Raw genomic sequence first — 25533 nt, 5'->3', positions numbered from 1 at the left:
GTTTAAAATCCATAATTCAATCCAAATAAGAAGGTGCGACCACGTGGGAAGATGGTATTGTCTACACCGTTGTTAGTTATTTCAGGGTCAAGACCTGAATAGTCTGTTATTACAAATACATTTTGAACCCCGGTCCATAAGCGTAAAGTTCCTTTACCCATTTTATCCTCGTCAAAAGTGTAACCCAGAGTGATGTTATCCATTCTAAGGAAATCTGCATCTTCTAAATAATAATCAGAAAGAATCACATCCGGAGTATTCACAAAATCAGATTCCAAAACCTGAGTAGGAACATTGTTTAATACCGTTCTAAACACGTTGCCATACTGGGCATTACCTGAATTTACGTTGTTGTAAATATCATTTCCAAAACTGGCGCGCATGTTGAAGCTGAAATCCCAATTCTTATAATTCATAGAAGATTGAAAGCCCATGGTAACATCTGCGCGACCATTGCCGGCGATGTATTTATCCTCATCATTTAGGATGCCATCGCCGTTTACGTCAACATAAGCCCCTTCTATAGGTTGACCTGCTGTATCGTAAAGCTGACGGTAAACAAAGAACGAGTTAGGAGCAAAACCCTGACGCTGAACCTGTATGGTGTTACCGGTACCTCCGGCAATACCCTGTACCAGAATGTCCTGACCAAAAGCAAGACGATCTATCTCACGGTCTATATAGGTTATGTTGTAATTGACATTCCAGTTAAAGTCTTCATTGGAAGCCAGATTATAATCCACAACAAATTCAATACCCTGAGTGGTAAATTTACCGATGTTCTGGAAGCCCTGGTTAGAGAAGTTTACTCCATCAGGTACAGGTGCCTGAGAAAGCAAATCATCAGATTCTTTACGGAAGAAGTCAAGCGAACCGCTTAGTTTTCCGTTTAAGAAGCCATAATCCAGACCCAGGTTGTATTCGGTTATTTCTTCCCATTTAATACCTGCATTACGGTAGAAGGGCTGACCAATGGTGTAATACTGATCACCAAACTGGTATTGCGAAATGGCGTTACCAAGACCGTATCGGGCAAGATAGTCATATGCAGAGCCAATGTCCTGCTGCCCGGTGATACCATAGCCCGCTCTTAATTTCAATAGACTGACTGTATTTGATTCTTTTAAGAAATCTTCATCAGATAGTTGCCACGCACCGGAGATCGCAGGGAAATACCCAAAGCGCTCATCCTCACCAAATCTAGAAGTACCATCTCGTCGTATCGAAGCGCTTAAGAAATACTTCTGTTTGTAGTTAAAGTTACCACGGGCGAAATAAGCCAGTAAAACCACATCCGGATCTAAAGTAAGCTCCGGTGGAGCGGCATTTGGGTCTCTTACGTTTCCTGTTGTAAAGTTTTCATTTTCAAAAATCTGATAGGAATAACCGGCAGTTATTTCGGTATTGAAATCTCCAAAAGCTTTGGTATGCACCAGATAGGCATCTAACAAGCGGTTAGACGATTTAAAATCGGTATCTGAGCGATTTCCCAATTCTTCACCTTCCTGAGCGTTTGTTCCTAAAGCACTGTTTCGGTCTATTTCAAAAAAGCGGTCAGACTCGCTGTTGTCGATCCCCAGGTTTACCACGGCGCGTAAGGGCTCATAAAACGGAAGCTTATAGTCCACTTTAAAGTTTCCGTAGTAGCGGCGTACGCTGGCAATATCCTGTGTTTGCATCAATTGGGCAACCGGGTTGCGCGGTACGTTTCCTAAAGCAACCCCATTCTCATCACGGTATTCATAGAAGCCTCCATAACGCGAAGTTGGATCATAAATAGGCTGAGTAGGGTTAAACTGAAAAGCATTTCCTTCCACACCCGGAGCAAAGCGGTTGCGCTCCCAGCTTAAGTTGGCATTGAAATCAATTTTTAAAGACCCGTCAAAAAAACGTGGGTTAAGCGAAAGCGATGTAGTGGTACGCTCAAAAGAAGAGGTTTTACGTAAACCTTCCTGATCGGCACGGCCTATTGAAAGTCGTGCAGGCAGATTACCTGCAAGATTACCACTTACCGAAAGGTTATGCTGAGACGAAAACGCATCCTGATAGATGGCATCCTGCCAGTCTGTGTTGGCATTACCCAGGAATCCGGTTTGATTGGGGAAACGCTCATTGATAAGGCTTCGGTACTCGTTCGCATTAAAGATGTCAATTTTATCGGTAAGACGGGCAACACTAGCCTGGCTGTCAAAATTCACTTTTAAGCCCTGTTTCCCTTTTTTGGTGGTAATAATAATTACCCCGTTAGCACCCCGGTTCCCATAAATCGCAGCTGCGGAAGCATCCTTTAAAACCGAAAAGGATTCGATATCGGCAGGGTTTATTGAAGACAGCACCGAACGTCCGCCACTGGCCACATTATTAATAGGAAGACCGTCGATAACGATCAACGGGTTGTTTGACGCATTAAGAGAAGCTCCACCGCGGATTCGTATTTCAGAACCTGCACCCGGTGAACCTCCGGTATTGATGGTAAGACCTGCAACGCGACCATTTAAAAGATTTTCTGCGGTTACGTTATTCCCTTTGTTGAAGTCTTTTTCACCAACAAGAGAAACAGACCCGGTCAAATCTTTCTTGGTTGTAGTACCATAACCAACCACCACGACGGCATCGAGTTCTGCGGCATCTTCGGTCAGGGTTACATCAATGTTTGACTGGCCCGTAAACGGAATCGTTTGAGTTCTAAAACCCAAATACGAAAAACTAATCGTTGCTCCATCACCTACACCGGTAAGCGTGTAGTTACCATCAAAGTCTGTTGTTGTACCATTTGTCGTTCCTTCAACAAGAACATTCACTCCGGGAATTGGCATTTGCCCGGTAGCATCAACTACTGTTCCCTTCACTGTTGATTGCGCAATCGATGTAATTGGCAAAAACAGCAAGAGAAACAATACTCCTTTTAATAAAATTTTCATAAAATTGTTTGAATTGAACTGCGTTTTTGTGTTAGTTTACTCTATTTTTTTCACTTCACATTGCGAATTTAGCAAATGAGGTTGTTAATATTTTATAGATTGCAGTTCTACAACTAACTCTAACGTTAGAGTGTTGAAAAGTTTTAAAATTCAGATAACCTGAAAAATTCTGGCTTTTTTCTAAAAATTGGGAAAGGTTTATGTTAACCCGAATGCAGCTATGAAACGAAAAATTACCTTAAAGGATATTGCTAAAGAACTGGATGTCTCGATCTCTACGGTCTCTAAATCACTCAAAAACAACCCGGAAATAGGCGAGGACACCCGGCAGAAAGTTCAGGCTTTTGCCAAGCTTTACAATTATAAACCCAACAATATTGCGGTTAGCCTGCTCAATCAGCGCACCAAACACATCGCTCTCATCATCCCCGAAATTACCCACGACTTCTTTACCACAGTGCTTAAAGGAGTTGAGGAAGTGGCGCATCAACGCGGCTACAATGTTTTGGTGTGTGTTTCCAACGAATCTTTTGAGAAAGAGGTACTCAGTATGGAAATGTTTGCGCAGGGCGGAATTGTAGACGGTTTTATCATTTCACTTTCTAAAGAAACGCAGCTAAAAGACGATTATAAGCATCTGGTTGAGGTCGAAAATCAGGGAATGCCTCTGGTAATGATAGATCGCGTTACCGATAAGGTTATAAGCGATAAAGTGATTGTAGACGATATGCGCGGAGCCTATACTGCCGTGAGTCACCTGGTCGAAAAGGGATGCCGCCGCATCGCGCTCATCACAACACAAGACCACATCAGCGTAGGGTATTTGCGAAAAGAGGGCTATAAAAAAGCACTGGCCGATCACGATCTTGCTGTGGCAGACGCGCTTATTGTAACGGTAGATCACGTTGATGAAGCAGAAGATAAGATACGCCAACTCGTTACTAACGAAACCTTTGATGCGGTTTTGGGAGTAAATGAAATCTTTGCGGTTATTGCGATGAAACTGCTTCAGGAAGCCGGTAAGCGTATACCTGATGAGGTTGCCATTATTGGGTTCTCAGACGGAAAATTGCTAAAGTATGCAACCCCCAGTATTACGGCGGTAGACCAGCACGGAGTTGAGATTGGTAAAGCCGCTGCCGGTATGCTTATAGAACGTTTAGAATCTGACGTTACCGAGGAAAATTTCAGAACCACAGTAATCACCACTTCACTGGTAGAGCGGGATTCAACCAACCTCAATTGAAATCCTGAACAATACGTATAATTGTTTATATTTACGCTCACTTTTCTTTTCACACACGATTTTTAGTCTAAACCCCGCTGGGGTAAAACGGTGTATATGAAAAACTTTTCTTTAGGTATTCTCTTAGTATTTTCGGTAATGGCTCAGGCTCAGATAGCACGTGTTGAACCGCCCTTCTGGTGGGAAGGTATGCAACGCGACAGTTTGCAGCTTCTGGTGTACGGTAAGGATATCGCTTCGTACGAGGTGGAAGCTTCGGCAGAAATGCCCATTCTTGAAGTAACCAAAACCGAAAATCCCAACTACCTTTTTGTGACCATCAACAGTGCTTCGGTAGCAGCAGGCGATTACGAGTTGCGCTTTCAAAAGGAGGGAAGCCCACAAATTAAACAGCCTTATTCCTTTAAAAAGCGACGTGAACATTCCGCTTTGCGAAAAGGTTTTGACAATGCAGACCTGATCTATTTACTGATGCCCGATCGCTTTGCAAACGGAAACCCTGCGGGCGACTCGCATCCTAAAATGGTCGAAAAGGCAGATCGCACCAAACCCGACGGCCGTCACGGTGGCGATATCAAAGGAATCATAGACCATCTCGATTATTTAAAAGATCTGGGCGCGACTGCGATCTGGAGTACGCCGCTTTGTGAAGATGATGACGAGGCTTATTCCTATCACGGCTATGCCCAGAGCGATGTTTACGCTATAGACCCGCGTTACGGCAGCAACGAAGACTATGTGCAGCTGTCTACCGAATTGCACAAACGGGGTATGAAACTCATTCACGATTATGTGACCAATCATTGGGGCCTGCAGCACTGGATTATTCAGGATTTGCCAACGCGAGACTGGATTCACCAGTTTGATGCGTTTACCAATACCAACCATCGTATGACCACGCAATTTGACCCCTACGCGGCGCAGATTGATCAAAAAATCTATGAGGAAGGTTGGTTTGTACCCACGATGCCCGATTTAAACCAAAACAATCCGCTGGTGCTTAACTACCTCATTCAGAATGCGATTTGGTGGGTTGAATATGCAGATTTAGACGGCTTGCGGGTAGATACCTACAGTTACAATCACAAGCAGGGCATCGCCAAATGGACCAAAGCTTTGATGGATGAGTACCCCAATTTCAATATCGTAGGAGAGGTCTGGCTACACGATTCCGCTCAAATCGCCTATTGGCAAAAAGATAGTAAAATAGGGGCCTTGCAGGATTACAACACCCATTTACCTACCGTGATGGACTTTACCCTGCACGACGCACTAGATAAGATTTTTGTGGAAGAGGAACAATGGAATCAGGGCATCATCCGCGTGTATGAGAATTTTGTAAACGATTTATTCTATCCAAATCCCAACAACATTCTGGTCTTTGCCGAAAATCACGACACCCAGCGTTTCAACACCCGCGTAAAGGGCGCTTTTGAAGATTATAAACTGGCGATGAGCCTTATCTGCACCACCCGTGGGATCCCGCAGGTGTACTACGGCAGTGAGATTGGCATGCAGGGCGATAAAAATAAAGGCGATGGTGATATACGCCACGATTTTCCGGGAGGCTGGCCGGCAGACAAGCAAAACGCCTTTCTTCCGCAAAGCGAAAAAAACGGCCGTAATGCCTATCAGGAGCAGTACTTCAACTTTTCGAAGAAGTTGTTTAACTGGCGAAAAGCCAATCCTGTGGTACATACCGGTAAACTGCTGCAGTATGTTCCCGATAAAAATCTATATGTTTATTTCCGCTACAATGCGGAAGGAGACCGGGTTATGGTGATCTTAAACCTGAGCAGGAAAAAGCAAACGCTCGATTTAGAGCGTTTTAACGAAGGACTGGCGGGGCATAAGCAGGGTCTCGAACTGCTTACAGGAAAAGCGCTTCAGCTGACTGATACGCTTTCGGTGATGCCGCGAACGCCAATGATCATCAATTTAACGCGCTAGTTCTATGAAAAAACAACTGCTACTGCTTGCTTTTGCTGTATTTTTCAGCTGTAAAAATCAAAATCAAACCGACACTACAGAACCTAAACCTACTATGAAAACTGAAAATGCACCCAAAAAGGAAGTCGTTTATCATGTTTTTACCCGTCTTTTCGGAAATACCAACACGACCAATAAACCCTGGGGAACCCTTGAAGAAAACGGGGTAGGGAAGTTTAATGATTTTACACCCGAAGCTTTACAGGCGATTAAAGACCTGGGGACCACTTACATCTGGTACACCGGCGTTCCGCATCACGCGGTAATCACCGATTATACCCAATATGGAATTTCAAACGACGATCCCGATGTGGTTAAAGGCCGCGCCGGTTCGCCCTATGCCGTGAAAGATTACTATCAGGTTGATCCCGATATGGCGGTTGATCCCGCAAAGCGTATGGAGGAATTTGAGGCGCTTATCAATCGCACCCACGAGGCCGGAATGAAAGTCATCATTGACATCGTACCGAATCATGTGGCGCGCAAATACGAAAGCTTAAATACGCCCAAAGGTTCTGTTCCTTTTGGTAAAAACGACGATACATCGGTTGCGTATGCTAAGAACAATAATTTTTACTACATCCCGGGTGCAGCTTTTGAAGTTCCCAACTGGCAAAATGGTTATGTGCCCTTAGGTGGCGATCAACACCCACTCGCTGACGGGAAATTTGATGAATCTCCTGCAAAATGGACGGGAAATGGTTCTCGGGCTGCACAACCCAATCAAAACGACTGGTACGAAACGGTAAAAATAAATTACGGGATTAGTCCTGACGGGCATAAGGATTTTAACCTACTGCCTGGAGATTCAGGAGATTGGGATGCTCAGAAGCACGCAGATTTCTGGAAAGACAAGGAAATCCCTGCTTCCTGGAAACAGTTTGAAGACATAGCTCATTTTTGGTTAGCCAAAGGAGTTGACGGCTTTAGATACGATATGGCCGAAATGGTTCCTGTAGAATTTTGGAGTTATTTGAATTCGTCTGTAAAGATGAAAAATCCGGATGCGTTTCTTCTGGCAGAAGTCTATAATCCGTCGCTTTACAGAGATTATATTTTTAAAGGAAAGATGGACTACCTCTACGACAAGGTAGAACTTTATGACACCATCAAGCGGGTTATGCAGGGCCATTGCAGTACAGATCAGATTGCACCCATCATCTATTACCACAAGGATATAGACCGCAATTTGCTGCATTTCCTGGAAAATCACGACGAGCAGCGTATTGCCAGTCCGGACTTTGCAGGTGATGCCCTGAAGGGTAAGCCGGCGATGGTGGTTTCTACACTGATTAGCACGTCGCCCACGATGATTTATTTTGGTCAGGAACTGGGAGAGCCTGCAAAAGAAGACTTGGGTTTTGGCGATCCTACGCGCACATCCATTTTTGATTACGGCAGTGTGCCATCGGTAGTGCGCTGGGTGAATGATAAAAAATTTGACGGGGGTAAATCTACCGGCGCCGAAAAAGATCTCCGGGACTTTTACAAGCGTTTATTGACTTTCAGTACTCAAAACTCTGCAATAATGGGGGAGTATGCAGATATTCACTGGCACAACCGCCAGAATACCGAGTGGTACAACGACCGGGTACATTCTTTTGTACGCTGGTCTGACACCGATAAGCTGGTTGTGGTAACTAATTTTAGTCCGTTTGATACCTATGGTTTTGAGCTTCAGATTCCGCAGGAAATTATTGAAACCTGGAATTTGAAGAATGGCGATTATAAGATGGTCGACCAACTTTATAAGGAGACCAAAACGACTTTGAAAGTAGAAAATGGCCAGGGCCAAATGCGTGTAGATCTAAAACCGTTGGAGTCTTTTGTTTTTAAATTAGACTGAAAACCTTCAGTCTAAATTGTATCTGACCCGTCTTTACGTAAGGCGGGTGCCACGATACGGTCAAAAAAGAGGGCAGCTGTTACCGCGCCCAGAAAGGGTCCGCAGATATACACCCAGAAAAATCCGCCCGAATTATCAGGGAAAGCAGCATCACCCCAACCCATCATCCAGGCAACCATACGCGGACCAAAATCCCGTGCGGGATTGATTCCGCATTGCGTTAAGGGAGCGATCAGGCAAATGATTATGGTTACCGAAATGCCTATAAAAACCGGCGCCATGGTATCGTGAGGCCGGCCTACGTTTGCATCTTCGGTAAAGCCCAGCACAAACAATAACAGTAAAAAAGTACCGAATGCTTCCGCGATTATCGCCAGCGGAAGATTTACCACTGCCGTGTTTCCCGGCATCATATAGAATTCCCCAAACATCTTTGCGGTGGTGATGCTTTCGTAGGTACCCCGAACGATACCCTTACTTTCCTCAAAAGCCTGTATAGACGGGCTGAATAGGAAATAGAGCATCAGGCCGCCTAAGAATGCCCCCAAAACCTGTGCAAACCAATAGGGAATCAGTTTTTTAGCAGGCATTCGCCCGCTGATCACCATAGCCAATGTCACGGCCGGGTTGATGTGTGCGTTAGAGAGATGACGGGTAAGGTAAACGGCCAACATAACCGAAATCCCCCAGGCAATTCCTATTTGCATAATGCTTTGGTATCCGCCGAATAAAACGGCGACAGCGCCGGCACTCAGACCAAAAATAATCAGGACAAAAGTTCCCAGTATTTCACCAATTAATTCGCGGCTGGTAATCATAAGAAAGCATACTTTAGAAACGATCTCGGCGATCGCTGTTTTACGCATTTAAAGATACAGTTTCTGGCAAAAGATTTAGATTTAAGACAAGCTTAAGACTAGAAATGTAGGGCTTGCAGCCTGAGTCGTAACTTTGCAATGTGCCGTAAGGCGCTATTGCCGCTGACCTGAACCACTAGTTATGACCAAAAAAAATCAAAGTATTGCAATTGTTGGGATTGGACCTCGCGGACTTGCCGCACTTGAAGCCCTATTTCTGGCATTGCAGGATGCTGCTGTACCAAAAATCCCAAAGCTCCTGCTTTTTGAGGCTTCCGCGCATTTTGGGGCGGGTCAGATCTGGTCACCGGAGCAAGTGGCCACAAATCTTTCGAATATTCACGAGCGGCATCTGGCAAACGGACTTGCAGGCAGACCTGAAATCCGCTTGGATGGCTTGTACATTCCTGCTTTTCAATCCTACCGCGAATGGATCAACTATCCCGAAAATCACGATCCGCAGGAAAAAGATCACTTTCCGTCCCGGTCTAAAATAGGAGCTTATTTAAACGCGCGTTTTGAAAGCATTGCCCGTGTTTTGGCAGATGCCGGTCTTGCGGAATGCCTGCAAAAGGCAATCGTGTCGGTGCAAACCACGGCAACAGGTTGTTTGCTCACGGACGCGGAGGGTACGCAATATGAGGTAGCCGAAACCGTCCTGACTATAGGGCATCAGCCGGTTTACGATTCAGACCAATTGCAAAGTTGGGAAACGCACGCCCGTGAGCACGAGCTTCTCTTGTATAAGGATCCCTATCCTGTAGGTGCTTTGGAAACCGAAGCCATCACACCCGAAACCCTTGTTGCGATGCGGGGTTTTGGTCTGTCTATGGTAGACCAGATGCGGGCCCTGACGCTGGGTTTTGGCGGAAGCTTTACCGAAATACCCGATGCGGACCGTTTTCAGTATGCTGCTTCAGAGCAGGCGCCGAAAACTTTGATTGCGTTTTCGCTGGACGGCTTGCCGCCGGCACCAAAGCCTAAAAACGCCAAGATTGATGCCTGGTTTGAACCCTCAGCAGAAAGTATGCTGCGGTTTAAAACCCAAATTGAGGAGGCAAACCAGCATCCGGATCAAATCAATGACGCCTCCTTTTTAATCGAAGCTTTGGGCGAAATGACCGCTTCGGTTTATCTGAATTTAAAAACCAAAGCCAGACCTACAACTTTAGACAGGCACGAGCTTGCTAAACTCACCGAGAGTCTTATTCGGCAACCGAAAAAGCTTCAGCACGAATTACTTTTAAGTCACGACATACCGGCGATTGAAGCTTTAAATGCCCTGCTCGATATGGCTTGCGGCCGCGAGAAAATCAGTCTTGATTATTGCCTGGGTCAGGTATGGCGCTATGCACTCGGTATTTTATACCACGAGTTTACGCATTTTGATTTTGAGGATGCGGCTATGGTAGATATGGTAAAGTACATTGAAGCCAGTAAACGCTATTCGTACGGGCCGCCCATCGCCAGTGTGCAGCAATTGATCGCTTTGGTGGAAGCTGGAGTGCTACAACTCGATTTTGTGGATAATCCGCAGATTGAAGAGGTCCCATCAGGCTGGAAACTGCATAAAAATGGAAAATCGGTTACTGCTGATGTCATGGTTAATTCGGTTGTTGACCCGCCACAGCTGCTGAAAGTAAGCAGCCCATTGATTCAAAACCTGATTGCCGATAAGAAAGTGAGTCCGGTAAATTACAAACTGGGTTTGCACACACTAGAAGATGGCCGCATCGTCAGTAAAGCTGGCAATACGCATCAGCTCATAGCTTTATTGGGCCGTTTGGCAAAAGGCAGCGTAATTGGCGTAGACGATCTGATTGAGTGTTTCGGTAAACCCGCAAACAAATGGGCTGCAGGCGTACTTTCGCGAATGCGGAATTAAGACAGCTCCTGCAGCAAATTATTGAGGTCGAGTCTGCGGGTGTACATCTCGATTTCTCCGGCTTCATCACGAGGCCAGTCTTCCCGGGGGCGATCCCAATACAATTCCACGCCATTTTCATCGGGATCATTCAGGTAGAGCGCTTCAGAAACACCGTGATCTGCCGCGCCCGTTAATTGTATTCCATTTTCCAAAAGGCGTTTGAGTATTTGTGCCAAATCCTTACGGGTGGGATAGACGATTGCGGTATGGAAAAGCCCGGTGCTATTTTGAGGCGGAGCACTTCCGCCTTTACTTTGCCAGGTATTGAGGCCTATGTGATGATGATAACCTCCGGCCGAAATGAAGGCAGCGGCATCGCCCAAACGCTGTATGATTTCAAAACCCAAAATCCCGTGATAAAACTGAAGCGCGCGTTCCAGATCAGAAACTTTTAGATGCACGTGACCAATGCGGGTCGATGTCGGAATGGAGTAGGAGTCAGCCATAACTAAATTTTTGTCAAAAATACACTATGCAGGTTTAATCTAAATAAAATGTTAAATAATACCGGCGATTCCCTTTTATATATGCTGTTTTTCAGTTAATTTCCTACCCAAATAAAAAGCCGAAGGCCCTACCCGGATGGCGAACTAACGGATCACTATGCTTACAAAAGTGTATGGCTCGGCTGTTTTTGGGGTAGAGGCAACCACGATTACCGTTGAGGTCAATATCGACAAGGGAATAGGCTATCACCTGGTGGGTTTGCCCGATAATGCTATTAAGGAAAGCAATTACCGCATCGCGGCGGCCCTTCAAAACAACGGTTATAAAATTCCGGGTAAAAAAATCACGCTCAATATGGCTCCGGCCGATATGCGTAAGGAAGGCAGTGCCTACGATCTTACCCTCGCCGTCGGGATTCTGGTTGCCAGTGATCAAATCAAAGCCGAACATTTAGACGAATACATCATTATGGGCGAGCTTTCGCTCGACGGAAGCCTGCAACCCATACGCGGCGCTTTGCCCATTGCGATTAAGGCTCAGGAAGAAGGTTTTAAAAAGTTCCTATTACCCAGCCAAAACGCCAAAGAAGCAGCGATCGTAAAAGACCTTGAAGTGTATGGAATCGACTCCATCGCGCAGGTCATTGATCATTTTGATACCGGTGCACCGCTGGAGCGCACCATCGTAGATACCCGAAGCGAATTCTTCAACGCCCTGGAGCATCCCGATTTTGATTTCGCCGATGTAAAAGGGCAGGAGTCCATCAAACGCTGTATGGAAATCGCTGCTGCGGGCGGGCATAACATCATTTTAATAGGTCCACCGGGAGCCGGTAAGACGATGCTGGCCAAACGCCTGCCTTCCATTTTGCCGCCAATGACCTTGCGCGAGGCGCTTGAGACGACCAAGATTCACAGTGTTTCGGGGCGTATGCGCGAAAACGTGGGTTTGATGGCACACCGCCCGTTTAGGAGTCCGCATCATACGATTAGCGACGTCGCCCTAGTGGGCGGTGGGGCGTATCCGCAGCCGGGCGAAATTTCGCTGGCGCATAATGGCGTGTTGTTTTTAGACGAGTTGCCGGAGTTTAAACGCACCGTTTTGGAGGTGATGCGGCAGCCGCTGGAAGACCGCGAAGTGACCATATCCCGGGCCAAATTTACCGTGACCTATCCCAGTAGTTTTATGTTGGTAGCCAGTATGAACCCCAGTCCGGGCGGCTATTTTAACGATCCCGGCGCGCCGGTGACCAGCACTCCGGCAGAGATGCAGCGCTATCTGAGCAAGGTGAGCGGACCGCTTTTAGACCGGATTGATATTCATATTGAAGTAACGCCGGTTCCTTTTGATAAACTTTCAGACGAGCGTAAGGCCGAAAGCAGCATCGACATACGCAAGCGGGTGACTGAAGCCCGTAAGCTGCAAACGGAACGTTTTCGCGAAAGCGAAAGCATACACTACAACGCACAGATGAGCGTGAAGCAGATTCGCAAATACTGCGCGCTTGATGAGCACTCCAAAACCCTGCTTAAAAACGCGATGGAAAAACTCAACCTATCTGCCCGCGCTTACGACCGTATTTTAAAAGTGGCCCGCACCATTGCCGATCTGGAAGCCGCCGAAAATATCGACGGGCATCATATCAGCGAAGCCATACAATACCGAAGTCTGGATCGGGATGGATGGCTGGGATAACAAACAAATGAAGAATTATTAATTATTTATACTATATCAATGACACGTGATGCACAATTGGCGTTTTGCAAGAAATGCACCAACCGAAAAATGGATTTACAAACCGGAATTTTATGCAGTCTTACCGACCGAAAAGCAGATTTTGAAGGAACCTGTGGGGATTTTCAGGAAGATCCAGAGGTTCAGGCTCTGGCCATTCAATCTGAAGCCTTAACCATAGATCAAATACACCAGAAACTTTCAGAAGAGGATTTAAAAGAACTCAAAGAAGAAGAAAATCTGATTCCGGCGATTGTCATGGGTGCCACGGTTGGTCTGGTTGGCGCTATTCTCTGGGGAACCATCAGTGTGATGACCGGTTTTCAGATAGGTTATATGGCTGTGGCCATCGGAGCCGGAGTAGGTTATACCATACGTCTGGTAGGTAAAGGGATCAGTCAGATTTCTGGGTATTGGGGTGGAGCGCTCGCGTTCTTATCTGTTTTGCTGGGAAATATTCTGAGTATTTTGGGATTTGTTGCCAATGAAATGGATGTAAGCCTTGTGAATGCCATTTTGTATTTCGACTACAGTTATTTGCCGCAGCTTATGGGCGAAACCTTTAGTGTTATGGATTTGCTGTTTTACGGTCTCGCGATTTTTGAAGGCTACAAGTTTTCCTTTAGAGTTGTTTCGCAGGAAGATTTAGACCGCATTCATACTAAGGCCTGATTCCTTTTTCGAATTTCAGTCGATAGAAAACTGAAACGCAATCTTACAATTTACAATTACCCCGGTTAGCAAGCAGCTTGTTGATCGGGGTAAATTTTGTTTATAGGTCAAGCACGGAGGGATCAAGATTTAGATGCAAGATTTCTAACAAAAACAAAACATGCTTTAATTTCTTTTCGGAATAACAATGTTAATCTTTCGTTTCGAGACTAAAAACCGATCGCATTTCACAAAATTTAAAACTTGCTTATAATCAGTATTTTAAATTTCAGTTCGTAAAGTTTACCCAACCCGCTTCAAACAAACCCTTTTTTTAATAGCCTTTGAAGCTTTTTAGCCTATTGAAAAGATAAATTTTAACAATTCCGTTTTCAGGTGCTTTTTGCGATTTATTCAACGATTTTACAAAAACACTTAAAAGAACTAACTGAAATCTGTAACATGGGGGTGTTTTTTGCGTCATTTAGGCTGAAAACATTTCTGTATATTTAAACTTTACTAATTAAAATTAACAATTCTATGATCAGAACTAAATGGACACCGATGGCGGTTATGCTATCGTTTTTTGTGGCCACCTTTGTTTCCTGCGATAAAAAGGCAGATTCAGACGGTGATGTTGCAGAAGCCAAACTATCAATCGATTACGAAAAGTATGAGCTGGAAAACGGCTTAAACGTTGTTCTTCATCAGGACAAAAGTGACCCCATTGTGTCTGTTGCGATACAATATGGCGTAGGATCTAACCGCGAGAAAAAGGGACGTACCGGTTTTGCCCACCTTTTCGAGCATATGTTGTTTCAGGAATCTGAAAACGTGCCGCAGGATCAATTCTTCAAAACCATTCAGGATGCCGGTGGTACGCTTAACGGGGGTACCTGGCAGGATGGAACCATCTATTATGAGGTAGTGCCCAATAACGCTTTAGAAACCGTGTTGTGGCTGGAGTCTGATCGTATGGGCTTTCTCATCAACACGGTAACCGAATCTGCATTTGCCAATCAGCAGGAAGTGGTTCAAAACGAAAAGCGCCAGCGTGTAGATAACAATCCGTATGGCCACACCAGTTGGGTGATTGACAAAAACCTGTTTCCTGACGGACATCCGTACAGCTGGCAGGTAATTGGCGAACTGGAAGATCTTCAGAATGCGACGGTAGCAGATGTGAAGGAGTTTTACGACAAGTTCTACGGCCCTAACAACGCCACGCTGGTAATTGCCGGGGATTTTGATGCGGCCAAAACCAAAGAACTGGTTGAAAAGTATTTCGGCGAAATCAAAAAGCGTCAGGAAGTGGAGCCTTTAGAAGTACAGAATGTGACTCTCGATGAGACCAAGAGATTGTATCACGAAGATAATTTCGCCACTGCGCCTCAATTGAATATGGTATGGCCAACGGTTGAAATGTACACCGATGATGCCTATGCCCTTGACTTTTTAGGCCAAATCCTTTCCGACGGAAAAAAAGCGCCTTTATACCGCGTTTTGGTGGAAGATATGGAAGTGACTTCGCAGCCGTATGCCTACAACAGCAGCGATCAGATTGCAGGTAAATTCAGTATTTCGGTAACTGCAAATGCCGGGGTAGACCTCGATAGCGTAGAAACCGGTATCAATAAAGCTTTTGCGCTTTTTGAAAAAGAAGGCATCAAGGCCGAAGATATTGAGCGTATCAAAGCCGGTCTGGAAACCGATTTTTACAACGGAATCAGCAGTGTTTTGGGCAAATCGTTCCAATTGGCACAATACGATGTATTTGCCGGAGATCCCGGTTTTATTGAAAAAGATATCGAAAACATCAAAGCCGTTACTACCGATGATGTGATGCGGGTGTACGAAAAGTACATCAAAGGCAAGCCTTTAGTCTTAACCAGTTTTGTGCCTAAAGGAGAAATGCAGCTTATCGCAGAGAATTCCGAAAAAGCCGAAGTGGTCGAAGAAGAAATCACCGAAAATGTAAAAACAGAAGTTTTAGATGCGGAGAAGGAGATTGAGAAAACCCCTTCCAGTTTTGACCGTTCGGTACCTCCTGCAATAGGAGAGAGCCCTAAACTCAATATCCCGGAATCGTGGACGGCTGAATTGCCTAACGAAATGGAAGTTTATGGTATTGTTCAGGATGAGTTGCCTCTGGTAAACTTCAGCCTGGTACTAGACGGCGGCCACCTGCTTGATGATTTAAGCAAAAACGGTGTGGCAAACCTGATGACCGATATTATGATGGAAGGTACTGCTAACAAGACTCCGCTGGAGCTGGAAGAAGCTATAGACCGTCTGGGTGCCAGCATCAATATGTACACGACAGATGAGTCTATTGTGATACGAGGGAATACGCTGGCTCGTAATTTTGATGCGACTATGGCTTTGGTAGAAGAAATCTTATTGCAACCGCGTTGGGATGAGAAGGAATTTGCCCGTATCAAAACGAGCACCATCAACTCCATCAAACGTTCTGACGCAAACCCAAATGTGATTGCAAACCGGGTGTACAACAAAGTATTGTATGGTGAAAACCATCCTTTGGCACATCCTACCAGCGGTACGGTTGAGTCTGTAGAGGCGATCACCATTCAGGATTTAAAAGACTACTACAACAACTATTTTTCACCTTCTGTAAGCCGTTTCCACGTGGTGGGTGATGTGTCTAAAGACAAGGCGCTTGCTGCACTTGAAGGTTTAAAAACCAAATGGGAAGCTAAAGAGGTAACGATTCCTGAATTTCCGGTTGCAAACAACCGTGATAAAGCTTCGTTGTATTTTGTAGATATCCCAAATGCGAAACAGTCGATTATCAATATCGGGTATATCGCGATGCCACGTACCGATAAAGATTTCTATCCTGCGGAGGTGATGAACTACAAATTAGGAGGTTCATTTAGCGGAAATGTCAACCTGGTTTTACGGGAAGAAAAGGGTTATACCTACGGTGCGCGTTCAGGCTTTAGCGGAACCAAAATTCCCGGAACCTTTACCGCATCTTCAAGCGTGCGTACCAATACTACCGGTGAGTCGGTTGAAATCTTTAGAGATGAAATCGCCAAGTACAAAGAGGGTATCACACCTGAAGATCTGGAGTTCACGAAGAATGCGTTGATCAAATCAAACGCACGTCGTTTTGAAACTCAGGGTTCCTTGTTAGGTATGCTTCAGGAGCGGAGTTCGTATGATTTAGATCCTAATTACATCGAGAAAGAGGAAGCCACGATTAACAGTATGACCTTAGAGCAGCACAAAGAGCTGGCTAATAAATACCTGGACGAATCAAAAATGGCCTATCTGGTTGTAGGTGATGCGGCAACGCAGTACCAGCAGTTTAAAAAGATGGGCTTTGACGAAGTGAAATTATTAGATAAAGACGGAAACGAGGTAACACTCGAGGAAGTTAAAAAGTAGGTTTTTTTTTGAAAGGTTAAACCGAAAAAACCCCAAAGTTCTGCGGAGCTTTGGGGTTTCTTTTTTGTCACTTCGAGTGGTTTTTGAGAGCCTGAGCTCGAAAAAATTGTATCGAGAAGATGTTGCGGTTTACAGTTTGCGGTTTTTGTCACTTCGAATGAATGCAAACGGGCGCGAGAATGGTTTCAGTTGTATCGGGAAGATGTTTCGGTTTACCGTTTTCTGTTTACGGTTTTTGTCACTTCGAGTGGTTTTTGAGAGCCTGAGCCCGAAAAAAATGTATCGAGAAGATGTTGTGGTTTACCGTTTGCGGTTTTTGTCACTTCGAATGAATGCAAACGGGCGCGAGAATGGTTTCAGTTGTATCGAGAAGATGTTTCGGTTTACCGTTTTCTGTTTACGGTTTTTGTCACTTCGAGTGGTTTTTGAGAGCCCGAGCTCGAAAAAATTGTATCGAGAAGATAGTGCGGTTTTCTGTTTTCTGTTGAATTGAATTCTTTAAAACAAGAAACAAGAAACCAGAAACAAGAAACCAGAAACCAGAAACAAGAACTTTTTACCTGCAACCTTCAACCTGTAACTTGCAAATTGCAACTCCATTTAACTAGCAGTCTAAGTTTTCAGGAGCCAGAAACCAGAAACCAGAAACCAGAAACAAAAACCTCCGAACATCATTCCACCCGTACATATTTATAACTGCAGCCTTCGACGCAGATAGGTCTGCTGGTAGGTGTGAGTATAAAATAAGTTGCAAACTGTTCAATGGAGTAGGTGATCAAACCCTCCTCGTTTTCGGTATTGGGATTAAAATCGGGACAATCGTAGTTCAGGCTGAGGACATTTTCTTTTACGGTGAAATTACCCGTTGCGCATTCGGCATAGCGGTCTGAAGAAAAGCTTCCGTTGTTTTGAAAGGTAATGGTTTCGCCCTTTTCCGCATCAACCCAATATTGCGGTCCTCCGGAACTGATGTAGGCTTCTGTTTTTTTCCCTTTTCCGGAAATTAAAAGAGCCGTAGCATCCCGTGGTTCCTCAACTGAGGTATCCTCACAACCAATTAACACGATAAGGCAGAATAGCAAGCTTAGTTTGGTTTTCATAATTAGATTGTTTGCTAAATAGATACCTCTCCATCAAACAGGTTGCGCCAAACTTGATAATTTTTTTCTGCAACCTACAACCTGCAACCTGCAACTAAATTTAGCTAGCAGTCTACGTTTTCAGGAATCAGCAACCAGCAACAAGAAACAAGGAATAATAAATTACAAACCCTCTAACTTCTATCCCCCATCAGCGCTTCCCCCTTAACCAGCCAGCTAAAACCAAAAGCCTCCACGGCAACCGCTTCCATCCAAAAGGTGAGTCTGAGTTCGTCGTAGGTAGCTTCAGGAATCACAACCGTAAGGCCCAAAACCACAACCAGCAGAGCAGCCAGCATCAGCACGCCACAAACCCGATACATGCGATTGCGCATAATCTTTTTCGGACTGCGCTGTGCTTTCGGTTTGTCTGATTTCACAAACAAAAACAGCGACATATAGGCAAGAGCCAGTAGAAATACGGCCGCAGCGATATAGTGAAACAGCGAGCGCCAGCCTTCTTTCGACTCATCAAAATAGGTCACCGCATACGGCATATCGAGATCGCAGCACATGGTAGCCAGGTTGCTGGTAGGGAAAAACGCCACACAAAGCGCCGCAACCCCCGCGATGTTCGAAACCCAAAAATCTACCCGCTCTTCGCCGCTGTAAACAATCAGAAAGGTGCCAATAAGCCCCATACTGCCCGTAAACAGGGTAGAAGCCCTCGTGAAATAATAATGACTGATGGACTCCAGCGGTGCGTTGAGGTCAAAAAACGTGAGTGAAATAGCCAGCAGCAGCACCGGCAAAAGCATTCCCAGCTTACCTACAATTTTGCGGAGGGTTTTGGCCTTTTGCAGCCAGATTCCATGGTCTTCGGGATTGTTGAGGTTGGTTTTCTCAATTTTTGACATAGCGAGCAGGTTTCATTTGTTTTAAAATTAACCTGTAAACCTTCGCGGAGCAAGTGCAGGAGGTATTCGTTGTAAAGAAAATTTAATGCTGAGGCGTGTTTTGGAATACTCTAACTTTCGGCATTGCCTTTAAAAGTAAGAGCTGCATCACTTTTCAAAGCCGGTTTTCAGTGGCTTTCTTTATCTTTAACTCGATAAGCGTTCCACAGAACTGTCTAAAACCCGCCTGAATGAAAAAATTCTATCAACTGATTTTCGCAGCATTTGCTGCCTGCAATACCCAACCCGATCAAAATCAAAAAACTCCGGAACCCGAAACGAAAACCGTGCAGCAAACCTATACCACCCCGCAACTCAATCTCGATCAGGCCAATAATCTGGCGCAGTTGCCGCTGGCATGCGTCAATCAGGAGTATCCCAATAAACTGAGTCAGACGCTGGGTGAAGCCGGGGATTTAAAGGAGCCTTCGGTTTTGCATCCCGCGTTTTACGGCTGTTTTGACTGGCACAGTGCCGTTCACGGGCATTGGAGTATGGTGTATCTTTTAAAGACCTTTCCCGATTTGGCAGAAGCCGAAACCTTAAAAGCCTATTTTAAAGAACATCTTACTGAAGAAAATATAGAGGCCGAAGTGGCCTATTTTAATGGCGAACACAACAAATCCTACGAGCGCACCTACGGCTGGGCGTGGCTTCTGAAACTGGCGGAAGAACTCCATACCTGGGATGATCCGATGGCGCGCGAACTGGAGCAAAACCTGCAACCGCTTACCGATTTGCTGGTGGAGCGTTATGAGGAATTTTTGCCAAAACTGAATTATCCCATTCGTGTGGGCGAACATCCCAACACGGCATTCGGACTTTCATTTGCCTATGAATATGCCGAAACCGTGCAGGACACTACGTTTCAGAATCTGATCGCAGCACGTGCGAAAGATTTTTACAATACAGACGAAAACTGCCCGATGAGCTGGGAACCGGGTGGGACTGATTTTCTTTCGCCCTGCCTGGAAGAACTGAATATTATGCGCCTGGTATTACCCGAAGCAGAATTTCTGGCCTGGGCCGATGCGTTTCTACCCGATTTGAAAAATACCGATTATGAGTTGGCCGTGGGTGAAGTTTCAGACCGAACCGACGGTAAGCTGGTGCATCTCGACGGCGTCAACTTCAGCCGGGCGTGGAATCTGTATGCGCTGGCCAAACAATATCCGCAATACGCGCACCTGAAGCAAACTGCGGACAAACACCTGAATTATTCGCTGCCCAATGTAGTGGGTGACGATTATGAGGGCGGACACTGGCTGGGCAGTTTTGCGCTTTATGCCCTAAAAACCGCGCACCGCTAATGCGCAATCCGTTTAAAAATATAGGTCCGGGTGCCCTGATCGCCGCGGCATTTATCGGTCCCGGGACGGTAACCGTGTGTACGCTGGCAGGCGTGCAATTTGGCTATGGCCTGCTCTGGGCAATGACCCTGTCTATCGTGGCAACGGTGATTTTGCAGGAAACCGCAGCGCGCATTGGTCTGGTTTCGGGAAAAGGCCTCTCACAGGTCTTACGCGAACAATTGCCCGACGGAATACTTAGAAAATTGATTCTCGGGCTTGTGCTCGCCGCCATTGTGGTGGGAAATGCGGCGTATGAGGGCGGAAACATCAGCGGGGGTGTTTTGGGTTTGCAGGCACTGGGAAACGACGGGATAATCCATTTAAAGGGCTTTCAGCTCAACGGTTACAGCCTGCTCATCGGCGCAGTTGCCTTTGTGTTGCTGTACATCGGCAATTATAAAGTGCTTGAAAAAGTGTTTCTGGTGCTGGTGATTTTGATGAGCCTTTCGTTTGTAATCACAGCAATCCTGACGGGGCCCGATCTCTTCGATCTGCTAAAAAATGCTTTTATCCCGGGGGTTCCGGAAGGCAGCCTCCTGATGATCATCGCTTTGGTAGGCACGACTGTAGTGCCGTATAACCTGTTTTTACACGCCTCCCTCGTCAATCAGAAATGGGAGGATAAGCGTGAGTTACCCGCAGCCCGAAAGGACACGATTATCGCTGTGGTTTTAGGCGGAATCGTCTCCATGTGCATCATCATTGCCGCTGCTGCGATCAATGGAAGCATTGTTGATGGCGCAGCAGGGCTGGCACAAAGCCTCGAGCCGCTTTACGGTGAGGCGGCCCGCTATTGCATCGGTTTGGGGTTGTTTGCTGCAGGGGTCACCTCGGCGATTACCGCACCGCTGGCCGGGGCATACGTGGCGCAGGGCTGTTTAAATCTGGATGGGAACCAGCAGTCCAAACCTTTTCGGTCCACCTGGATGCTCATTCTGTTTACCGGGGTGCTTCTGGCAACGTTTGGCATCAAACCCATTGCGATCATTCAGTTTGCACAAATCGCAAACGGTATTTTACTTCCCGTCATCGCAGGCATCCTGATCTGGCTGGCCAACCGGGCGAACTTGCTGGGGGAACATAAAAATTCCACCTTAAAAAATGCGATCAGTCTGGTTATTTTAATCATAACCCTTATTTTGGGCGGAAAGGTAATCTTAACGGTGATCGGTAGCTTATGAATGCATTTTCCATAGACATCAATTGCGATCTGGGCGAGGGCGTGGGCAATGAAGCAGCCCTGATGCCGCTTATCAGTTCGTGTAACCTGGCCTGTGGCGGTCACGCCGGGGACGCGCAGACCATCAGGCAGGTGGTGGAGCTGGCGAAAAAACACGGGGTTGGAGTAGGGGCGCATCCTTCTTTTCCCGATAAAGAACATTTTGGCCGCAAGAAACTTGAAATGCCCTTTGCAAGTCTCAGCGCATCGCTTCAGGAACAACTAGAAGCGGTTGCCGAAGCCTGCCGCAATGCAGACCTGCCTTTGCACCACATCAAGATGCATGGTGCGTTGTACAATCTGTGTGCGGGTGATGCGGTTTATGCCGAAGCCATCACTGCGTTTCTGGAAACCCACTATCCCAAAATGCCGGTTTATGTACCATACAATTCAGAGATGGCGCGTGCAGCTTCGGGGCGTTTAAAGTTGTTTTATGAGGCCTTTGCAGACCGCAATTATGAGGCAGACGGCAGCCTGGTTTCACGGGCTCAAAACAATGCCCTGATCACCGATAAAAATCAACTCGCAGCACACGTAATCCGGCTGGTAAAATTGGGCGAAATTCAAGCAGTTTCCGGTGCTGTTTTTAAACAGAAAGCAGACACGATTTGTGTACACGGCGATACCGATAATGCGGTGGAATTACTGAACTTTTTGCGCCAAAAATTAACCGAAGCATCCATTCAAATCAAGCCTTTATGATTCCCCAAAAACCGAAGATATCCAGACTGGGAGAGCGGGCTGTTTTGCTGCAATGGGACTTCACCATCACCCCCGAAAACCTGAACTGGCTGCTTTCGGTAAAGGATTTTTTACTTCAAAATGCAATTCAATCAAAAGTTGAAGTAATCAATACATACAATTCATTTTTAATTACTTATCTATCCAGTATAGATTCTGTTTATGATGCTTTAAAGCGTCTTCAATCCGTGGATTTCGCGAATATACCTACTACCGATCTGCAGCGCAAAACCTATCATCTGCCGGTGTGCTATGATGCCGAATTTGGTCTTGATCTGGAAGAACTTTCGTTTGCAAATAAACTTAAAATTCCCGAGATCATCGAGCTACATACTCGCCCGATTTATACCGTGTATTTTATGGGTTTTTTGCCCGGCTTTTTATACCTGGGCGGAATGGATGAACGACTCCGCATTTCCCGTAAAAAAACACCGCGTCAATCGGTTGTAAAAGGCGCTGTTGGCATAGCCGAAAATCAAACCGGAATCTACCCGAATTCGAGTCCCGCAGGATGGCAAATTATCGGGAATTGTCCGGTGGAATTGTTCAATCCGCAACGGGAAATTCCGTGTCCGTTTCAGGCCGGAGATCGCATTCAGTTTTTTGCGGTTTCCAAAGCCGAACATCAGGAACTGCAAGAGCAGATTAAAGCAGGAACCTTTCAATTGAAAATGCAAAAGCGATGAGTGAAGTCGAAGTTTTGAAACCCGGTTTGTACACCAGCATTCAGGATTTGGGAAGAATGCAAAGCGCCGTTTATGGAGTGCCACGCAGCGGGGTGATGGACAGCCTTGCCGCCCGAAAGGCCAATTTACTGCTCAACAATTCACCCGATGCGGCGGTACTCGAAATCACCATGACCGGTCCACAACTGCGTTTTCAAGCCGAAGCACAGATCGCGGTATGCGGGGCAACATTTGAGCTCAAACTCAATGACAGGCCTCTGGAAGGCTCAAAAGTGTATAGTTGTGTTACGGGCGATGTTTTAACATTTGGCGGCTTAAAACAGGGTTTTAGAGCTTATCTGGCTATAAACGGAGGCTTTCGGTCACCAGAAATCCTGCACAGCCGCAGTCAGTATGCGGGAATTACCCCAAAATCCCGAGTCGAAAAAGGGGATCATTTACCTTTTGTTGCTGCAACCACAGAGAAAAATTCCGGCGCTCGGGTACAGTTCCCCGAAACCGGAATTTATAAAAACAACATCGAGGCCTTTCCGGGACCGGAATGGGAGTTGCTGGAAGCTTCGGTGCGGGAGCAGTTGACAAACGGGAGTTTTACGCTCCTGCCCACGTCAAACCGTATGGCTATTGGTTTTAAAGAAGCGGTAGGCAATGAGTTAAAGGGCATCACCACCGGCCCAGTAATTCCCGGAACCGTACAGCTTACACCCGGCGGAAACCTGATCGCCCTGATGCGGGATTGCCAGGTAACAGGAGGTTACCCACGGGTATTGCAATTGAGCGAACTCGGGATTTGTACCCTGGCGCAAAAACGGCCGGGGGAAGGAATTCAATTCAGTCTGGCCTTAGAGTAACTGATGGACTCAAGTTTTAGAAGAATAATTATATCTTTAGGTTAAGAAAAGAATATTATGAGTGTACAGGCAGATTTAAAATGGATTCATGAAGAGCTTGATAAGGTAAACGATCCTTTGTTTATCGAAGCCATCAAGAATATGCTGAAATACAATAAAAAAGTATCATCCCAGCGTATTAGTATCGAAGAATACAATAAAGAACTAGATACCTCAATTGCGCAGATAGAAAGCGGACAAACCTTTACGGATGAACAAATGCGAGAACGCATCAAGAAATGGGGAGAGCAATAATTTGGACGCATCAGGCAGCTGCTGAACTGAACGAAGCCTTTTTGATGCTTTTAGAACAATCCAAATCTCTTGAAATCACTGAGAAAATCATTTCAGAAATATACGACTCCACTTCAATATTGGTTACAGACCCTGAGATGTACAAGCTGGATTCCTTAAAAGCAAATAATCCGGGTACTGTCAGGGCCTATGAAAAACACACCTACCGAATATCTTATTTGGTTGAAAAGGAAGCTGTTTATATTCTTCGTGTGAGGTATGCCAGAAAAGAACCATTAGAATATTAGATGACCCATCGATAAAATATTCAGTTTTAGAATTCCACAACATTATTTTTCCTATTCCCCCTCCGAAACATAATCCTCCGGAAACGCCTTAACTACCTCCCGTGTAAGATCCCAAACGTCAAATCCCTGACGGCCATAATCAAGGCCGCGTCTTACGATCACCAGGTCCCGGGAAGGTACCACAACCACATACTGCCCGCGGTTGCCCCGTGCGGCGTAAGCATCTTTAGGCACATCATCGCGGGAGTCGTCTAACAGCCACCACTGGCCACCGTATAGCGAATTGACCTGCCCCGCAGCCGTGGTGGGCGTGCGTACAAAATCAATCCACTCTTGAGAGAGCAGGCGTTTGCCGTTCCACATTCCGTTTTGCTCGTAAAGCAGACCAAAACGCGCCAGATCCCGCGCAGAAGCATACACCTGACTACTCAATATAAAATCGCCAAACCGGTCTGTTCCTACCAGGGTATTCCGCATTCCGATTTGGTCAAAGAGGGCTTTCCGGGGAAATTCAAGATAGGTAGTGGCATCACCCAGCGCATTTTTCATCGCCAAAACAGCCAATAGGGTATCGTAGTTTTCGTAATCCCAATAGGTCCCGGGATTGCGGATGAGTCCGCGGTCGCGTGCGCCGTTTGCCGAACTTGCGCCCGCCCAATAGGAAAGCCCCGAGCCGGTGGCATATTCCATCCCGCGGCTATCCACCGTGTAGAGTCCGCTAGACATATTAAGCACGTTCCGTAAGGTGATCGCATCCCGTGGATCGTTAGCTGAACTGCGTTCTTTCGGCAGCCATTCAATACCCAGGGGCGCGTCGAGCTCCATTTTGCCGGCATCAACCAGCATACCGACCAGGGTCACGGCAATACTTTTGGCAACAGACCAGGTGCGTGTTTTGGTATGCAGATCAACTGAGCATCCCCCAAAAATTAGGACAGTAATTTAAGTTCCAAAATAACTTTAAATTTACTGTTTTATGACACGAAGAAAATTCACACCCAAGTTCAAGACCAAAGTGGTTTTAGAAGCTCTCAAAGAG

Annotated in this window: 20 protein-coding genes; 14 read left to right on the top strand and 6 right to left on the bottom strand. The window is 46.0% G+C overall.

Translation table 11 applies throughout. The features are described from left to right. Positions 1 to 2: 2 nt before the first annotated feature. On the bottom strand, positions 3 to 2921 hold the full coding sequence (locus LLW17_RS06065) for a SusC/RagA family TonB-linked outer membrane protein (protein ID WP_228229369.1): 2919 nt from the start codon (positions 2919 to 2921) through the stop codon (positions 3 to 5). 220 nt (positions 2922 to 3141) lie between these two features. Between LLW17_RS06065 and LLW17_RS06060 the strand changes: the two genes are divergently transcribed. From LLW17_RS06060 to LLW17_RS06050, 3 genes are all read left to right on the top strand, one after another. Beyond that, positions 3142 to 4167: a LacI family DNA-binding transcriptional regulator gene (locus LLW17_RS06060; protein WP_228229368.1), complete on the top strand. Its 1026-nt coding sequence runs from the start codon at positions 3142 to 3144 to the stop codon at positions 4165 to 4167. Positions 4168 to 4263: 96 nt separating this feature from the next. Then, positions 4264 to 6117 (top strand): glycoside hydrolase family 13 protein, encoded by a 1854-nt coding sequence (locus LLW17_RS06055; protein WP_228229367.1) that lies wholly within the window; start codon positions 4264 to 4266, stop codon positions 6115 to 6117. A gap of 4 nt (positions 6118 to 6121) precedes the next feature. Then, positions 6122 to 8002: an alpha-amylase family glycosyl hydrolase gene (locus tag LLW17_RS06050; protein ID WP_434084771.1), complete on the top strand. Its 1881-nt coding sequence runs from the start codon at positions 6122 to 6124 to the stop codon at positions 8000 to 8002. Between the two features lie 11 nt (positions 8003 to 8013). Here LLW17_RS06050 and LLW17_RS06045 read toward each other — a convergent pair whose 3' ends face one another. Further along, complete coding sequence (locus LLW17_RS06045) at positions 8014 to 8868, bottom strand: MIP/aquaporin family protein (RefSeq protein WP_228229366.1); 855 nt, start codon at positions 8866 to 8868, stop codon at positions 8014 to 8016. A 133-nt stretch (positions 8869 to 9001) separates the two neighbouring features. Between LLW17_RS06045 and LLW17_RS06040 the strand changes: the two genes are divergently transcribed. After that, positions 9002 to 10744, top strand: coding sequence for an FAD/NAD(P)-binding protein (locus LLW17_RS06040; protein WP_228229365.1), 1743 nt, complete (start codon positions 9002 to 9004; stop codon positions 10742 to 10744). On the opposite strand, the gene LLW17_RS06035 is transcribed toward LLW17_RS06040, so the two are convergent. Continuing rightward, positions 10741 to 11232 carry a VOC family protein gene (locus LLW17_RS06035; protein ID WP_228229364.1) on the bottom strand — a complete coding sequence of 164 codons (492 nt, stop codon included), beginning with the start codon at positions 11230 to 11232 and terminating at the stop codon, positions 10741 to 10743. The two genes, LLW17_RS06040 and LLW17_RS06035, sit on opposite strands and share 4 nt — an antisense overlap. A gap of 157 nt (positions 11233 to 11389) precedes the next feature. Here LLW17_RS06035 and LLW17_RS06030 point away from each other — a divergent pair, with 157 nt between their 5' ends. The 3 genes from LLW17_RS06030 to LLW17_RS06020 all read left to right on the top strand — a co-directional run bounded on the left by LLW17_RS06030 (position 11390) and on the right by LLW17_RS06020 (position 17029). Beyond that, entirely contained in the window at positions 11390 to 12928 is a 1539-nt protein-coding gene (locus LLW17_RS06030) for a YifB family Mg chelatase-like AAA ATPase (RefSeq protein WP_228229363.1), read from the top strand. 39 nt (positions 12929 to 12967) lie between these two features. Then, positions 12968 to 13639 carry a hypothetical protein gene (locus tag LLW17_RS06025; protein ID WP_228229362.1) on the top strand — a complete coding sequence of 224 codons (672 nt, stop codon included), beginning with the start codon at positions 12968 to 12970 and terminating at the stop codon, positions 13637 to 13639. Positions 13640 to 14158: 519 nt separating this feature from the next. Further along, positions 14159 to 17029 carry a M16 family metallopeptidase gene (locus tag LLW17_RS06020; protein WP_228229361.1) on the top strand — a complete coding sequence of 957 codons (2871 nt, stop codon included), beginning with the start codon at positions 14159 to 14161 and terminating at the stop codon, positions 17027 to 17029. A gap of 671 nt (positions 17030 to 17700) precedes the next feature. Here LLW17_RS06020 and LLW17_RS06015 read toward each other — a convergent pair. Both LLW17_RS06015 and LLW17_RS06010 read right to left on the bottom strand, forming a co-directional pair. Next, complete coding sequence (locus LLW17_RS06015) at positions 17701 to 18129, bottom strand: hypothetical protein (protein WP_228229360.1); 429 nt, start codon at positions 18127 to 18129, stop codon at positions 17701 to 17703. Positions 18130 to 18302: 173 nt separating this feature from the next. Further along, the gene (locus tag LLW17_RS06010) at positions 18303 to 19025 is read right to left on the bottom strand and encodes a hypothetical protein (RefSeq protein ID WP_228229359.1); all 723 of its coding nucleotides are present in this window, start codon (positions 19023 to 19025) and stop codon (positions 18303 to 18305) included. Between the two features lie 230 nt (positions 19026 to 19255). On the opposite strand from LLW17_RS06010, the gene LLW17_RS06005 reads away from it, so the two are divergent. From LLW17_RS06005 to LLW17_RS05975, 7 genes are read left to right on the top strand one after another with little or no spacing between them, the layout of a single operon-like run. Further along, positions 19256 to 20374: a DUF2891 domain-containing protein gene (locus tag LLW17_RS06005; RefSeq protein ID WP_228229358.1), complete on the top strand. Its 1119-nt coding sequence runs from the start codon at positions 19256 to 19258 to the stop codon at positions 20372 to 20374. After that, positions 20374 to 21597: an Nramp family divalent metal transporter gene (locus LLW17_RS06000; RefSeq protein ID WP_228229357.1), complete on the top strand. Its 1224-nt coding sequence runs from the start codon at positions 20374 to 20376 to the stop codon at positions 21595 to 21597. Before LLW17_RS06005 ends, LLW17_RS06000 begins: the two co-directional genes overlap by 1 nt. Then, positions 21594 to 22337: a 5-oxoprolinase subunit PxpA gene (gene pxpA / locus LLW17_RS05995; protein WP_228229356.1), complete on the top strand. Its 744-nt coding sequence runs from the start codon at positions 21594 to 21596 to the stop codon at positions 22335 to 22337. Before LLW17_RS06000 ends, pxpA begins: the two co-directional genes overlap by 4 nt. Next, entirely contained in the window at positions 22334 to 23062 is a 729-nt protein-coding gene (gene pxpB / locus LLW17_RS05990; RefSeq protein WP_228229355.1) for a 5-oxoprolinase subunit PxpB, read from the top strand. The genes pxpA and pxpB overlap by 4 nt, the downstream gene beginning before the upstream one ends. Then, positions 23059 to 23913 (top strand): 5-oxoprolinase subunit C family protein, encoded by an 855-nt coding sequence (locus tag LLW17_RS05985; protein WP_228229354.1) that lies wholly within the window; start codon positions 23059 to 23061, stop codon positions 23911 to 23913. Before pxpB ends, LLW17_RS05985 begins: the two co-directional genes overlap by 4 nt. Positions 23914 to 23970: 57 nt before the next feature. Continuing rightward, on the top strand, positions 23971 to 24207 hold the full coding sequence (locus LLW17_RS05980) for a hypothetical protein (protein WP_228229353.1): 237 nt from the start codon (positions 23971 to 23973) through the stop codon (positions 24205 to 24207). Continuing rightward, complete coding sequence (locus LLW17_RS05975) at positions 24192 to 24494, top strand: type II toxin-antitoxin system RelE/ParE family toxin (protein WP_228229352.1); 303 nt, start codon at positions 24192 to 24194, stop codon at positions 24492 to 24494. The genes LLW17_RS05980 and LLW17_RS05975 overlap by 16 nt, the downstream gene beginning before the upstream one ends. 51 nt (positions 24495 to 24545) lie before the next feature. Here LLW17_RS05975 and LLW17_RS05970 read toward each other — a convergent pair whose 3' ends face one another. After that, positions 24546 to 25400 (bottom strand): serine hydrolase domain-containing protein, encoded by an 855-nt coding sequence (locus tag LLW17_RS05970; RefSeq protein ID WP_228229502.1) that lies wholly within the window; start codon positions 25398 to 25400, stop codon positions 24546 to 24548. Between the last annotated feature and the right edge of the window lie 133 nt (positions 25401 to 25533).

The organism is Leeuwenhoekiella parthenopeia (genome assembly GCF_020782115.1).
Lineage (GTDB): Bacteria > Bacteroidota > Bacteroidia > Flavobacteriales > Flavobacteriaceae > Leeuwenhoekiella > Leeuwenhoekiella parthenopeia.
This window is presented reverse-complemented; position numbering and strand designations above follow the sequence as displayed.

Excerpts from the sequence above, each read along its gene's own strand:
- LLW17_RS06065 (WP_228229369.1), bottom strand. The coding sequence starts at position 2,921 with ATGAAAATTTTATTAAAAGGAGTATTGTTTCTCTTGCTGTTTTTGCCA.
- LLW17_RS06060 (WP_228229368.1), top strand. The coding sequence starts at position 3,142 with ATGAAACGAAAAATTACCTTAAAGGATATTGCTAAAGAACTGGATGTC.
- LLW17_RS06055 (WP_228229367.1), top strand. The coding sequence starts at position 4,264 with ATGAAAAACTTTTCTTTAGGTATTCTCTTAGTATTTTCGGTAATGGCT.
- LLW17_RS06050 (WP_434084771.1), top strand. The coding sequence starts at position 6,122 with ATGAAAAAACAACTGCTACTGCTTGCTTTTGCTGTATTTTTCAGCTGT.
- LLW17_RS06045 (WP_228229366.1), bottom strand. The coding sequence starts at position 8,868 with ATGCGTAAAACAGCGATCGCCGAGATCGTTTCTAAAGTATGCTTTCTT.
- LLW17_RS06040 (WP_228229365.1), top strand. The coding sequence starts at position 9,002 with ATGACCAAAAAAAATCAAAGTATTGCAATTGTTGGGATTGGACCTCGC.
- LLW17_RS06035 (WP_228229364.1), bottom strand. The coding sequence starts at position 11,232 with ATGGCTGACTCCTACTCCATTCCGACATCGACCCGCATTGGTCACGTG.
- LLW17_RS06030 (WP_228229363.1), top strand. The coding sequence starts at position 11,390 with ATGCTTACAAAAGTGTATGGCTCGGCTGTTTTTGGGGTAGAGGCAACC.
- LLW17_RS06025 (WP_228229362.1), top strand. The coding sequence starts at position 12,968 with ATGACACGTGATGCACAATTGGCGTTTTGCAAGAAATGCACCAACCGA.
- LLW17_RS06020 (WP_228229361.1), top strand. The coding sequence starts at position 14,159 with ATGATCAGAACTAAATGGACACCGATGGCGGTTATGCTATCGTTTTTT.
- LLW17_RS06015 (WP_228229360.1), bottom strand. The coding sequence starts at position 18,129 with ATGAAAACCAAACTAAGCTTGCTATTCTGCCTTATCGTGTTAATTGGT.
- LLW17_RS06010 (WP_228229359.1), bottom strand. The coding sequence starts at position 19,025 with ATGTCAAAAATTGAGAAAACCAACCTCAACAATCCCGAAGACCATGGA.
- LLW17_RS06005 (WP_228229358.1), top strand. The coding sequence starts at position 19,256 with ATGAAAAAATTCTATCAACTGATTTTCGCAGCATTTGCTGCCTGCAAT.
- LLW17_RS06000 (WP_228229357.1), top strand. The coding sequence starts at position 20,374 with ATGCGCAATCCGTTTAAAAATATAGGTCCGGGTGCCCTGATCGCCGCG.
- pxpA (WP_228229356.1), top strand. The coding sequence starts at position 21,594 with ATGAATGCATTTTCCATAGACATCAATTGCGATCTGGGCGAGGGCGTG.
- pxpB (WP_228229355.1), top strand. The coding sequence starts at position 22,334 with ATGATTCCCCAAAAACCGAAGATATCCAGACTGGGAGAGCGGGCTGTT.
- LLW17_RS05985 (WP_228229354.1), top strand. The coding sequence starts at position 23,059 with ATGAGTGAAGTCGAAGTTTTGAAACCCGGTTTGTACACCAGCATTCAG.
- LLW17_RS05980 (WP_228229353.1), top strand. The coding sequence starts at position 23,971 with ATGAGTGTACAGGCAGATTTAAAATGGATTCATGAAGAGCTTGATAAG.
- LLW17_RS05975 (WP_228229352.1), top strand. The coding sequence starts at position 24,192 with ATGGGGAGAGCAATAATTTGGACGCATCAGGCAGCTGCTGAACTGAAC.